The 14,219-nt window shown below is 42.9% G+C and carries 6 protein-coding genes; all 6 read right to left on the reverse strand.

Annotated features, from left to right (window positions below; translation table 11 throughout):
- Position 1: 1 nt before the first annotated feature.
- Complete coding sequence (locus AS141_RS00925) at positions 2 to 1,309, reverse strand: D-alanyl-D-alanine carboxypeptidase (RefSeq protein WP_057935737.1); 1,308 nt, start codon at positions 1,307 to 1,309, stop codon at positions 2 to 4.
- Positions 1,310 to 1,388: 79 nt separating this feature from the next.
- A complete protein-coding gene (locus AS141_RS00930; protein WP_057935738.1) occupies positions 1,389 to 2,801 on the reverse strand; it encodes a SusD/RagB family nutrient-binding outer membrane lipoprotein in 1,413 nt (470 codons plus the stop codon).
- Positions 2,802 to 2,820: 19 nt separating this feature from the next.
- Positions 2,821 to 5,916 carry a SusC/RagA family TonB-linked outer membrane protein gene (locus AS141_RS00935; protein WP_057935739.1) on the reverse strand — a complete coding sequence of 1,032 codons (3,096 nt, stop codon included), beginning with the start codon at positions 5,914 to 5,916 and terminating at the stop codon, positions 2,821 to 2,823.
- Between the two features lie 589 nt (positions 5,917 to 6,505).
- Positions 6,506 to 7,903 (reverse strand): SusD/RagB family nutrient-binding outer membrane lipoprotein, encoded by a 1,398-nt coding sequence (locus AS141_RS00940; RefSeq protein WP_057935740.1) that lies wholly within the window; start codon positions 7,901 to 7,903, stop codon positions 6,506 to 6,508.
- Between the two features lie 11 nt (positions 7,904 to 7,914).
- Positions 7,915 to 11,097 carry a SusC/RagA family TonB-linked outer membrane protein gene (locus AS141_RS00945; protein WP_057935741.1) on the reverse strand — a complete coding sequence of 1,061 codons (3,183 nt, stop codon included), beginning with the start codon at positions 11,095 to 11,097 and terminating at the stop codon, positions 7,915 to 7,917.
- Positions 11,098 to 11,562: 465 nt separating this feature from the next.
- Positions 11,563 to 13,803, reverse strand: a complete 2,241-nt coding sequence (locus tag AS141_RS00950) for a sodium-translocating pyrophosphatase (protein ID WP_057935742.1) — start codon at positions 13,801 to 13,803, stop codon at positions 11,563 to 11,565.
- Positions 13,804 to 14,219 lie beyond the last annotated feature (416 nt).

The following is a 14,219-nucleotide window of genomic DNA, read 5'->3' on the forward strand; positions in this document are numbered from 1 at the left end:
GTTAATACGTATCGTGAATGAAGTAGAGTACTTTATTTAGTTCAGTCTTCAATTCATTGCCCGGGATCGGATAGTTATTCATCAGGCAGGAAAAGTGGAGGATTTTTCCACTTTTGGTAATCAAAAAACCACTTAGCGCATTTGCCATAGATAGGGTACCGGTTTTGGCATAAATGTAGGGTGGCTGACCTGAATCTGCAGGATACCAGTTTTTGATGGTGCCAGATTCTCCTCCTGCCGGGAAGTAAGCTTTGATTTTTTCCAATGGAACCTCTGCTCTTATCTTCCCCAGCAAAGCGATGATGCTTCTTGGTGTAAACATGTTTTTCGAGGATAATCCTGAACCGTCCACCCAAATGGGTTCGTCGGGGAGGTCAGAAAGCAGATTCTCCTTTGCATAAGCAATGGCATCTGCGGAACTCAGCTTATTATCCAATTGATCGGAGACGAGAAGCAAAAGCTGCTCAGCCAAGAAATTGTCTGAGATCTTCATCATCTGGGAATAAATACTGTCGGCAGGTGCAGTCAGTAATTTAGAAGGTTCTTCTGAGAAATAGCGCGGATTTTTGATTACGGTGATGTGCTGTCCGATTTCCTCGGAAAGTAGCTGGGCTGTAAATTCAGCCGAAGTAATAAAGGGGATATCGGTTTCAAATTTTTTGTCTTTAGCCTCTGAAGTCACGTAATAGTTAAACTTGTTTTCCAGATGATCTCTACGGAAACTAGAGCTTGAAGTACCTCTGGGCTCTATCAGCTCCATGGAGGATTCAAAGCGCTGGGGGTAGACGGTGAATGTAGAATCCCCTTCGTTTTTGGCAAAGCGAACAATATCACCATAAACAGGTAAAACAGAACGCTCGGCAGCATAGTACGAGTTGTACCAGTCCCATGACCAGCCAGGGCCAAAAGCATCCACCTGATCAAAATTATCCAATAAGTAGAGTTTTTTATTCTGGTTTTTCAGAAAATCCAGGGCAACTGTGTTTTTTAAATCCGGGTGTAGCAAACTCGGATCGCCTGTTCCCCAAAAAATGAGGGAATCGCCTTTTTCCAGGTAATTCAGACCATTCACCAGGCTATCGCCCAAGACGGTATAGGAAGTGTAAAAGGTAAAAAGCTTGGTGTTTGATGCAGGGATAAAGTATTTATTGGAATTGATATCTACCAGAACTTTGTCTTTATCCGGATCAAGCAGCATAAAACCCAGATGACCTTTGTCAAAGACATGGGATTTGGTTAGGGATTTGTTGATCTTCTGGACTGTGCAAGAACTTAGAATGATCAATGTAGCGAATAGTGTTTTTTTCATTTAGTATGGATTGCTTACTTAAGGTAAAGTAAAAAAGTCTCCCGCCTAGAGGCAGGAGACTTTAGAAGTCTTTGATGGATTATTGATCCCACCAGATCCGGTCAAGTAAGGTTACTGACGGTACATTGGCACCGTTTCGGCTGACTTCACTATCTGGATAAGCCATGCGTCGGATAAATTCACCATTCAGATCTGGATTCAGGTTCGCTGGAAGCTCCATGTTCTTATAGGCATAGTCATATCTTCTTGCATCATTCCAAGTCTCCGGGTGAAGAAAAAGAGCTACATATTTTTCCTTAAAGATGTCGTCCATTGTAAAACTTGCGACTCCCATACTTACACTAGGTGCTGACAAATATGCATTTTTATCAGCCTCAGGCACTTCCAGCATGTCCATATGCGCTTCAATACCTTTTAAATAGGCTTCATAGGCACGTTCTTTATCTGTCTCAAATGCTGCTTCTGCTTCAATAAATTTGAGTTCTGCATAGGTAAATATTAGAACAGGGGAAAGTTCGGAAGTATAGAATTGCCCTGGTATCAATGTGGAGCGGGCCCCCTGTTCTGGTGCATTGCCCCGTCCAGCACCATTTACGGTACCTAAATATTCCCCGTCCTTCGTAGTCCCTATCATATATTCCATCCTAGGATCGACAGTCGGGTAGGAGGTGCCATCAAGTGCCTGCACAAATTGCTCAGATATCCATCCCCCAAGAAGTAGGTTTTCATTATCAATTGCGACATCTGACCAAGGATTAATATCTTGTTCAAAAAAGAAAACCTGTGCATCATCGACATTGGACGTGAACGAGTTATCTACCGCAGCGAGTACATCGGCTGCATTATATCCTTCAGTACCTTTAGTATGGATCATGTATCTTGCCTGTAAAGCATAAGCAAACTTTATCCACCTCTGGATATCACCCTGATAAATAAAATCATCTGCATTAATGGTGAAGGTTGATTCTGCATTTAGATTAGCGATTGCATCTGTTAGCAACGCGTCTATGTTTTCATAAAGCGATTGATCATCATCATAGGATGGTGTCACAGTGGTGAAATTGAAACCCTCAGAATACGGAACATCTCCAAAGAAATCTACCGTCATCCCCAGGTTTAGAGCCATCAGTACCTGACCCACACCCAGGTAATGGTTTGCTCCATTTTCTTCAGCTTTAAGCATTATCTCGTTCAGATCAGTCATGACATTGTAGAGATTGAACCATAAAGTGCTGAAATTTGAAGGTTCCATCGTGTCGGATCCGCTTGCAGGATTGGGAGAGGCAAGGTATTGCACATAGTTACTGATAGCGCTTCCTTCCCTAAAAACATTAAGCGGAGTTTGATACGTAGCGTTTGTCAATAAACTTGACATGGGAGCATCGGTGGGGTCATTTGGATTTTTATTCACATCCAAAAATGTCTCACAGGCAGAAGCCGTCAAAACCATGCAGACAGCAATCGTTGATTTTACTTTATTTTTAAAATTCATCTTTTCGAAATTTAGAAGTTTACAATCCCAAGTTCAGCGTGAAATAATAGCTTTGAACGCCAGGGAATCCTAGTCCGGTAAATCCAATTGCGTTTCCTCCTGCACCCGCTGAAAAGGATTCAGGGTCAAAGCCATCCCACGGAGTGGACAGAATGATGTTATTGGCGGCAACTGAGAATCTGGCAGTTCGGAAAGGAGTCCGTTCAAGCACACTTGGAGCTAGATTGTAAGCCAATGTGATGTTTCTAAGTTTAATGTAGCTCGCATCATTTACAAAGTTTTCAGAAACTCCTCTGTATGCATTTCTCCAATAGCCCGCGCCATAATCTACGCCATCAGGTCCTATTCCTTGACCAAGCCATACTTCTTTGGTGTTTTGAGAGCCATCAGCTATAATCCCAGGGAAAACCATCGTTTTATTTCTTCTTTCAGAATCTTCATGTTTACCAAATGCTGAAAGGAAATTTGCAAACTGATTGTATTGCTCAAGACCAGCACGGAAATCAATTAAGACAGAGAGTTCGAAGCCTTTGTAAGAAAAATCATTTTTCAAGCCTCCGAAAAATTTCGGAACAGCATTTCCAAGAATAAGTTGATCGGCTGTTCGGGCAGGAAAGCCATTTGCGTCAATCAATTTCGGCAGATCCCTGTCCAGAACAGTTGCGTTTGGATCGGCTCCCGGACGGACATATGAAGAACCATAAATGTTGCCATACGGCTCTCCTTCTCTTAAGATCATTGTGACAGTAGAACCTACATACCCGAATTGACTTCCCACCACTATTTCTTCTATTCCTTCCCTGATCTCTTTTACTTCGTTGTTATTCGTGGTGAGATTAGCGGAGACATTCCATCTAAAATCTCCACGTTCAATTGGTGTTCCTCCCAACAGAATCTCAAATCCTCTGTTTTCGATCTCACCGGCATTGGTAATGTAAGATGAAAATCCAGTGGCATCAGAAATAGGAACAGGAATGATTTGGTCTGCTGCATTTGATTTGTAATAGGTTACATCCAGGTTCACTTTGTTATTGAAGAAAGCAAACTGAGCTCCAAATTCAAGAGAGGTAGTTCTTTCTGGTTTCAGTTCAGGGTCCCCAAAAACAGAGTTTTTAGAATAACCTACTTGAGCGTTTAGCGGGAAGACAGAAGGAGCTACAAAGGTGGCGCCCAAAATGTGGGGGTCAGTATCTTTACCCACTTGAGCCCAGGAAGCTCTCAGTTTCCCAAAGGTGACCCAAGAAGGTAGGTCCCAGTTCTCACTAAACACATACCCTACGTTGAAAGAAGGGTAGAAGAAAGAATTATTCTCTTTGGGAAGCGTTGAAGAAATATCATTTCTCCCTGTAATGTTTAAAAAGAGAAAGTTCTTGTAATCGATCATTAGATCACCATAGAAGCCGACTAATCTCCTGATGGTCTTGTGTTGATCTGTAAATACTTGTGAGGTATTGCTTAGGTCATAGAATTCTGGAATGACATAATTTACACCTGTAGCAGTGACACGGTCAAATCTTCGTTGAAATACATCATTTCCCAAACGTAACTGGGTATTCCAGTCCGAATTCCACTGTTTCTTCAGAGTAATGTAGAAGTTGGATGAAATATCTTTGCTGGCGATCCGTGTTTCTTCTAAAAATCCTTGGGAGTCTAAAGCCTGCTCGCCTTCTATGCCGATGGGTCCAGGTAAGATTTCTTTCCTATTGTCACTGTAGAAGTCTGTACCCAAGCGATAAGAAAACATCATCCAGTCTGTAGGACTGTAATTAAGATTAATATTGCCAATGATACGGTTTACGTCATCTTCATAAGTTGCAAAGCGGGCGTCATAAATAGGGTTTGTATTTCCTCCGGCTGACTTCATCGTTCCATCTTCATTGATGTAATCACTTACATCAGTAGTTTCTGACCAGTACATCATACGCTCCAGGAATCTGTCATGAGGAACTCTATTTCCTCCAGAGTTGGAGAAGTTGATAGAGGCTGACATGTTGAATTTTTCGCTGGCTTTAAGTGTTCCGGAAAGTTTTGCCGTGGTTCTATCCCAATCAGAGAAAGGGATAATTCCTTTTTGGTCAGTACGTCCGATTGAGGTATAGAAAGTCGCTTTTTCATTTCCTCCTGATACACTAAGGCTATTGTCAAAATTTACTCCAGTGTCAAATGCCTTATTCCAGTTATCCTGATACACATAATTTGGATCATTTTCTTCAGCAATATTTGCTCCCCAGGATGGCCAGAAACTATTGTCATCCCGCACTCCAGAGAATCCTTGTCCATATTCATCTTGTAGTTTAGGTTTTTTTACCAGTTGGTCAAAGCCAATGGAGCTATTGAAGTTTACTTGTACCTGACCATCCTTGCCTTTTTTGGTGGTAATGATCACCGCGCCATTAGCAGCGCGCACCCCATAAAGAGCGGTTGCGGCGGCCCCTTTCAATACAGACATGGTCTCGATATCATTGGGATTTATATCAGCGATTCTGTTGGTCATCCCACGTGGCGTGCGGCCATCCCCTGATTCAACCGTGGAATTATCCACTGGTACCCCATCTACCACAAAAAGTGGCTGGTTATCTGCATTGGGGTCAAGGGAGTTAATTCCCCTAATGATGATCCTGGCAGATTGTCCTGGAGCACCGCCAGAGTTCGTTATTTGAACACCTGGCACCTGTCCCTGAAGTGCATTCACTACGTTGGGTTGACGTGAGGTAGTGATCGCATCGGAGTCTATGCTTTGAGCTGAATACCCCAAAGATTTCTTTTCTTGGGATATCCCAAAAGCGGTCACAATAAACTCGTCCAGGTCGGCTGTTTCTGACGGCATAGCTACATTGATCGTCGAATTGTTTCCGACAACCCGATTGACAGTCTCAAAGCCAATGAATGAGAATACCAATACCGTTTCAGAACTTGGGACTGAAATGGAATAGTTTCCGTCCAAGTCTGTCACAGCACCTGTCGTAGTGCCTTGGATTACGATACTCACACCGGGAAGCGGATTGCCGTCTTGCTGTGAGGTTACTTTTCCTTGGACTGTCTGCTGGGCATAGAGTGGCATGCTGGCCAGAAAGCCCAAAAGAAAAAGCAATGTAATTGCGTAGTTTTTCTTCATGTGTTTTGTATTTATTTAGTATTAATTGGTTTCAGTAGTATATCTGGCAAATTACTGCATTGGTTTTAAGGGATTAAAGGGTACATGTCATATTTCCAGTGAGTTATAGTCTAGAAACCCAATTGAATTTTAGAACTTAAATGAGTTCTCAAAATTCTGACCTACAACCTTTCAAATTAACCTATTATATAGATAATGGATGATAATTGGACAATTTGAGCTTAATCTACCTGGCATTGTTTCATAAATTAAGAATAATGCATGGGTTATTTCAATTTTTTAACACGGATTTTTTACAAAACATAAATAATTATTTCGGGCTCAAAGAATATTTGTTGATGCGGGTTTTTGCCGTATTATATTTTGAATACAGGCAATAGTTAGCTGAGCAGTTGGGGAGATATCCGAAGCTGTTCTGCTATTGCTTTGGCCAAGTATTTACTTCTCCCTTGTTGTGTCTGAAATGTTGGGGAACAGATTCTTTATCGTGTACTTTTAAGCTAAAACAAGAAAGGCTAGCCGATTACCGGCTAGCCTTCTAAACAGGCTGCTTTTGAAACAGCCTCCTATTATTGTAATCAACTTCTAATTAATTGACATCCCACCAGACGTTTCCATATAGACTCTCGGATCCTCCGAATTGTCTCTGGACCGCTTCATTGTAGTTTTCTGTATTATTGAATTGCTCTGTCTCGATGTAGATCTGTCTGTTTGGAACTTCCGCTCCTCCAGGTGCCACCATATTGTCCGGATAACCAGTTCGGCGATACTCGGCCCATCCTTCATAGCCATGCATGAAGAGGTGCACCCATCGCTGGGTGGCGATTTGCTCAATGGCTGCGGCAGGATTGTAAGCAATTCCAGGCTGCATCATGAATTCCTCTAGTCCGCTGGTGTCTGCTCCCCATTGCTCCATAGAAGCTTCGATAGCCAGGTTGTAGTGCTCTTCCGCGCTGGTATCATCTCCTGCTATCCAGCCTAATTTGGCAGCTTCTGCCTGGGCAAACAATACCTGGGCATAAGTAACAAGTTGTACCGGGGCATCCTGTGCGTGGATTGCATCTCCAAGCAATGCATATTTTTCGGTGTCAATATCCTCTGTTTCACCAAAAACCAACCCGGTGTATTCGCCGTCCGTTCTATTGGGATTGGCATATATCTTTAATCGGGGGTCGCTGACAGACTTCATTTTGTCCATCAGGGTCGAGCTGATCGCCCACCACTCTCTTTCCTGCACATTAACCTGGCCGTACCAATAATTCTGGTTGTTGGCATCCTCCAGATGTCTGAATACCAAGTTGTCGTCGTTCGATTCCAAAACACCTGCCTGCATTGCTTCAGTAAATTTTTCCCTGCCTAAGGCGGGATTTACCTCAGAAAGCCGTAGCGCCATAAGCATTTGAATGGTGTTGGCCAGTTTTGCCCACTTGACCATGTCCCCTTCATAAATGATGTCATTGGAAATATTCCCTGCTACGATCTGGGCAGCGGCTTCATCGAGTACCTTGAAAAGGTCTGTGTAGATAAATTCCTGGGTATCATAAGCGGGAGTAAAATTGGCTAGGCCCTTTAGGGCTTCTGTATAAGGTATATCACCCCATCGATCAGTCAGGTTCCAGATGTAATAAGACTTCAGGATTTTTGCAACAGCAAGCTGGTTTGCTACCGGACCTTCCAAACTGCTTAGCTGCTCCGCATTCAGGACGGTCTCCAGGTTCATAAGTGGTCCCTGATACCAGCCATAAAAGCTCGTGGAGGATTGGGGGTAAAGGGAAGCATTCACATACTGTGTTTCACTGAGGTATTGGGACATAAATTCTCCCTGAGGGGAAGAACTGAGTCCTGGTAGAGAAAGCATTGCGTTGGCAATTAATTGCGTACCGGATGCCTGACCTGGCTTGTTAGGGTTGATGTTGATGTCGTCATCAAAATTGTTACAGCCCGCCAACAGAAGAGCTGAAACGATCATTATATTAAGCTTTTTCATGTTTTCTGTAATTAGAAGGTAACGTTAAGATTGAAGCCAAACGAACGGACACTTGGCAATTGTCCTGATTCATACCACCCGATAGCCTGTGAGCCTGTAGAAAGCTCAGCAGGGTTGATCCCTTTTGGGGCATTCTGGAATAGCATGGCCAGATTTCTGCCTACCAAAGCAACCCGTACGTTTTCCACGGGAAGTCTTGCGTACTGGCCCTTATTAAAATTATAGCCCAGGCTCACTTCTCTCAGCCTGATAAAAGATGCATCGTATAGCCAGTCTTCGTAGATTCTACGTCCGACTACTCCATAGTATGCTTTGGCATCTACATAGGCAGTGACTTCTTCACCGGTCTCAGCTGAGATTCCTTCTACTTTTACCCCACCACCATCTTCCAATGGATCTCTCACATTCATGCCTTTGTCATTGGTGGCAGCGGAAACAGGATCAAGTCCTGTTCTTACAGCCAGCATTTTAGATCTTGAGAAAAACTGACCACCGGCCTGAAAGTCTATCATAGCGGCCAACTGGAAGTTTCTGTAATTCAGGACGTTTTGAAAACCACCGGTAAAGTCAGGCAAAACAGTTCCAAAATCATGTGTTGCATCTGTATAAAGCGGCATATTGTTGCTTCCCAGTAGGATTTTGCCTGTGGCTTCATCTCTCTGGTAGGCCTGTCCTACCAGGCTGCCGAATGGCTTGCCTACATAGGAGTTTAAATAACTGGAAGTGGAAGAGTAAGTGGTGCTTCCATATTGATATACGTCAATGCCAGGGTAGAGCTCTACTACTTCGTTTCTATTTCTGCTTAGATTAAACGAGATGTCCCAATTGAAATCATCTAATCTGAAAGGAGTAGCGGTTATTGCCAATTCAAGACCTTTGTTTACAATTTCACCTGCATTAATGGTAGCTGAGCCATATCCGCTTGTCCCGGATACATCCAGATTCAGGATTTGATTTTCGTTTCTCTGATTATAGTATGTAAAGGACAGTCCCACTCTTCCCTCGTAAAATTTAAAATCCACACCAGCTTCGTAGGAGTGGGCGAAAGATGGCTTGATATTCGGATTGTTAAGATTGTCAGGAACAGTCAGAGTATTTGTAGTGGAATAATTAGTGCCTACATCGAAGAAGGACGTGGTGCTGTATGGACTTAGATCTGAACCTGCCTGGGCATAACTTAACCTGAGTTTACCGAGTGTCATCGTCTGGGATCTGATCAGTTCACTGAATACCCAGGAAGCTGAAATGGATGGATACCAATACGAATTGTTATCAACGGGCAGTGTGCTGGAGTTATCATTTCTAAGGGAAGCATCTACGAAGTAGGTGTTGTTGTATCCCAATGAAACCATCGCGTAAGCACTTTTGATTTGCTTGTTTTGCTGATATGAATTGGTTTCCGGTCTATCTATAGAGGCATCTATATTATAAAAGCCAGGAGAAGTCAATCCTCCTACTGTAGCCATAGAAAGGTATGAATAATTTCTGTCGTATAAGTTCCCGCCCACATTTGCATCAAGAGATAATTTGTTCCAGACTTTATTGTATTGGGCCAAAAGTTCATAGTTCATCTCAGTGTTTTGATATTTTCCTATGGAATAGCCTGAGACACCAGTTCCTCCGAAAGAAGCTCTGGAATTGATGTTTTGGGTGTACGTATCCGATCTGACAAATGCACTTACTTTCAATTCAGGTAAGATCTGATAGGAAACACCTACATCTCCGAAAAATCTGTCCCGGTTATCATCACTATAGTTTTCGTAAGCAAGGAAATAGGGATTTGCCCAATAAAGCGGATTGAAGTTGGACACTTCACCGGTAGATGTACTTGGTCTTCGAAGGTTCCAGTGAAGAAACGTCCCATCGTCATATTTATAATCTTTCAGTCTGTTCATGTCAAGAGAGCGCTGGAACCATTGCCCCAAATACCTGGATCCGTCTTCTGAACCCTGACCTGGTCTTCTCCCTTTGTTTGCGGCGTAGTTGATGTTTGTCGTGATTCTTAGCTTATCGGTAAGATCAACCCCTAGTCCCAGCCCTACATTGTTTCTTTTAAGGGAAGTGTTTGGTTCAACGCCCTGGATACGTGTGTCATTTAAGCTTACCCTGAAGTTGGAATTGGCTCCGCCGCCGGTAATAGTTACTCCGTTATTCACGTTTGTACCCGTTTGGTAATAGTCTTTGATATTATCAGGGTGCGCTATAAAAGGGGTTAGCTGACCATACGTAGGATCCTGAGCATAAAAACTCATGACATGACGGGCTAAAGTGCCGTCCATCTTTGGCCCCCAACTTTCATCCACAGACATGTCCACGTACTTGTCTCCGTTCGGAAGTGTTCTCCAGGTCTGACTGGATCCGCCTCCATAGAGATTTTGATACGGCATTAGATTGGCTACTTTATCCACGAATACAGCAGAACTCAATTCTACCTTCACATCAGAACCCTTCTTTCCTTTTTTAGTTGTGATCATAATTACTCCATACTGCCCTCTGATCCCGTAAAGTGCAGATGCAGCTGGGCCTTTTAGGACATTGATTGTCTCAATGTCTTCTGGGTTGATATCCTGTCCAAGATTTCCATAATCCTGCCCTGACGAACCTGAGAAATTTGAATTGGAAATAGGTGTTCCATCCACTACCATCAATGGCTCTCCGCCTCCGGAAATGGAGTTGACTCCCCTGATTTTGATTTTCTGGGTTCCTCCCATGCTTGCCCCGGATGAGCCAGTAACCTGAACACCTGCTACTTTACCAGAAAGCGAACCCAATACATTTTGTTCCTTGGTATACGTAAGATTTTCACCTGTTACTTCTTGTGTGGCATAACCGATGGACCGCTCATCTCTGGTGATGCCCAACGCAGTCACTACTACTTCACCGAGCTGAGATACATCTTCTGTCAAAGCGATGTTGATTTCAGATGTATTGCCCACAATTTTACGTTGGGTAGTATATCCTATAAAAGAATAAACCAGAACCGATTCAGATCCTGGTACAGAAATGGAATAGTTACCATCCAAGTCAGTCACGGTACCTATGGAGGTACCCTGGATTACGATACTCACACCGGGAAGCGGATTGCCATCTTCCTGAGCGGTTACTTTTCCTTGGATTGTCTGCTGTGCATAGAGCGGCATGCTGGCCAGAAACCCTAAGAGAAAAAGCAATGTTATTGCGTAATTTTTCTTCATGTGTATTGTATTTATTTCGTATTAAATTGATTTTAGTAGTATATCTGGCAAATTACTGCACTGGTTAACATCGATTTGTAAGCATAAAAGAATCTTTGTAAGGAAGTTAGGTTTCCAGTGATCAGAATAGCGTACTGGGGAAATGGCCGACTTTAAACTTGTTTACCAATCCCCTTTAAATTGATCAGATGAATGAAAATTGGATGAAAAGCAAGCGGATTTTGCTTATTCTAACTAGCATTATTTCATAAATTAATAATAATACAATGGTTATTTCAATTTTTTCGTACGGATTTTTAACAAAACGTTAATAATTAATTTTAGCTCAAATAATATTTGTTGTTGCCGGTTTATGCCGTATTATATTCCGGATACTAGCAATAATCAGCTAAGTGTTTGTAGCTGAGGTTAAAAAAAAGACTGCCTTCAGTTAGGCAGTCTTTTGAGCGTGGAAAGAGAAGAATATCAGTCTGGCTTCTTTGTTTCTATCCGTGTTTCTGAAACTGCTTTTTTTCCGTCTTCGTAGTTCATTTCTTTTTTGATAGTGACTTTCTCTGAGATAGACCCGGAGTGGGAGTTTTGACTGATGTGGGGAGCAATAATCAGCGCAACGATAGACATCAATTTAATGAGTATATTCATAGATGGTCCGGAAGTGTCTTTGAATGGATCACCAACTGTATCACCCGTTACTGAAGCTTTATGGGGCTCAGACTTTTTGTAGTACATCTCACCGTCTATTTCTACACCTTTTTCAAAAGACTTCTTTGCATTATCCCAAGCTCCGCCGGCATTGGACTGGAACATGCCCATCAAAACGCCTGAAACTGTCACACCTGCAAGTAAGCCTCCCAGCATTTCAGCGGAAGAGACCTGCTCAAATACACCCTGAAAACCAAAACCAATCAGCAGAGGAGTGATCAGTGCTATTGCCCCGGGAAAAAGCATTTCACGAAGAGAAGCCTTAGTAGAGATTTCTACACATTTTTCATATTCGGGTTTGGCTTTGTATTCCATAATCCCTGGGATTTCTCTGAATTGGCGCCTTACTTCATTCACCATATCCATAGCTGCCCTTCCCACAGCAGCGATGGCCAGGGAAGAAAATATGAACGGAATCATCCCCCCTACAAACAGGGATGCCAAAACCGGGGCTTTGAAAATATCTATGGCATCTATCCCGGCTACTCCTACAAATGCTGCAAATAAAGCCAATGAGGTCAAAGCAGCCGAAGCAATTGCAAACCCTTTACCTGATGCGGCGGTAGTGTTACCTACTGCATCCAAAATATCTGTACGGTGTCTTACCTCCTCAGGAAGCTGACTCATCTCCGCGATGCCGCCCGCATTATCTGCGATCGGGCCAAAAGCATCAATGGCAAGCTGCATTGCGGTAGTTGCCATCATCCCAGCAGCGGCGATAGCTACGCCATAAAGTCCCGCAAAAGCATAAGACCCCATGATGCCACCTGCCAATACCAGTATCGGTAATACTGTAGACTCCATTCCCACGGCCAGCCCTGCAATGATGTTGGTGGCATGGCCTGTCGCCGATTGCTGGATGATGGATTTAACTGGTCTTTTACCCATTGCAGTATAATATTCAGTGATGATACTCATCAAAGTCCCTACTACCAGCCCAAGGATAATGGCATAGAAGACATCCATATTGGTGAAGTCATATCCGCGGATAGTCAGGGTTTCGGGAAGCATGTATTTTACCACAAAAAATGAGGCGATGCCTGTGAATACTATAGATGACCAGTTTCCCATATTCAAGGCATGCTGCACATCGCCTTTGTCATTTTTGATAGTTACGAAGAACATTCCAAGTATTGAGAATACAATCCCTAAACCCGCCAATACCATTGGAAGTAGAATAGGGGCAATCCCTCCGAAATTATCAACTGATACAATCTCACGTCCCAAAACCATCGTGGCAAGGATGGTGGCAACATAGGAACCAAACAAATCGGCACCCATTCCTGCCACATCCCCTACATTGTCACCTACATTGTCTGCTATAGTTGCAGGATTCCTTACATCATCTTCAGGAATTCCGGCTTCCACTTTTCCCACCAAATCGGCTCCTACATCTGCAGCTTTAGTATAAATACCACCCCCAACACGGGCAAAAAGAGCAATTGATTCAGCTCCCAAGGAAAAACCTGCAAGTACCTCAAGCGCTTTTTCCATCTCAACACCATTTACACCGGCGCCTACACTTTGAACATACCAATGATAGAACAGGATAAATAAGGATCCAAGACCTAATACTGCCAAACCTGCAACGCCAAGCCCCATGACAGATCCTCCCGTAAAGGATACTTTAAGCGCATGCTTCAAACTCGTTCTTGCTGCTTGAGTGGTACGGACATTAGCTTTCGTTGCGATATTCATTCCTATATATCCGGCGAATGCTGAAAATATAGCTCCGATAAGAAAGGAGATGGCAATCACCGGACTGGAGGTCTCCACTGACATTCCCGACCAGGCCAAAAGGATAACCGCAATAACCGCAAAATAGGAGAGGACTTTCCATTCAGCCTTTAAAAATGCCATGGCTCCATCTGCAATATAGCCTGCAAGTTCCATCATGTTTTTATCGCCTGTTTCCTGCTTGGTAACCCAGGCGGATTTAATGGCCATCACGACGAGGCCCACCAGTCCCAATGCTGGGACCATATAAATCAAAGCTTGTTCCATAAAGTATATCGTAATATCGTACTGTAAATTTTGAGATTGTTAATTGAGCAAATATATAACTTCTCCTTTACCGACCAATTGCGAATTATAATTGTTTAAATCGCTGTTTTAGAAGAATTTATTGACAATTATGCAATGAAACCAATGTTTGATTTCAGGTGCTTGTAGGAATACTTCGGAATTATTGAAATTTGGCAAAATGAAAAAAGGTGGAGATTGCTAAAATCTTATAAGTTTTATACAATTACTGCCTGTGTAGGCAGTAATCCCCATGAATGATAATGCAGCTTGTTTTATAACAGCTGGTGCGTATATTTTATTAAGTTATTGTAATTCAATAGTTTAAATATATGGTGGCTGTTTGTGCACAGTAAATTGATTTCTTTTTGTTATAACAGTCATCCTCGTTTCAGTGG

The sequence above is a fragment of the Algoriphagus resistens genome, assembly GCF_001442615.1.
GTDB classification, from domain to species: domain Bacteria; phylum Bacteroidota; class Bacteroidia; order Cytophagales; family Cyclobacteriaceae; genus Algoriphagus; species Algoriphagus resistens.

What these genes read in the sequence shown, in the direction of transcription:
- AS141_RS00925 (WP_057935737.1), bottom strand. Translation starts at nt 1,309, where the DNA reads ATGAAAAAAACACTATTCGCTACATTGATCATTCTAAGTTCTTGCACA.
- AS141_RS00935 (WP_057935739.1), bottom strand. Translation starts at nt 5,916, where the DNA reads ATGAAGAAAAACTACGCAATTACATTGCTTTTTCTTTTGGGCTTTCTG.
- AS141_RS00940 (WP_057935740.1), bottom strand. Translation starts at nt 7,903, where the DNA reads ATGAAAAAGCTTAATATAATGATCGTTTCAGCTCTTCTGTTGGCGGGC.
- AS141_RS00950 (WP_057935742.1), bottom strand. Translation starts at nt 13,803, where the DNA reads ATGGAACAAGCTTTGATTTATATGGTCCCAGCATTGGGACTGGTGGGC.
- AS141_RS00945 (WP_057935741.1), bottom strand. Translation starts at nt 11,097, where the DNA reads ATGAAGAAAAATTACGCAATAACATTGCTTTTTCTCTTAGGGTTTCTG.
- AS141_RS00930 (WP_057935738.1), bottom strand. Translation starts at nt 2,801, where the DNA reads ATGAATTTTAAAAATAAAGTAAAATCAACGATTGCTGTCTGCATGGTT.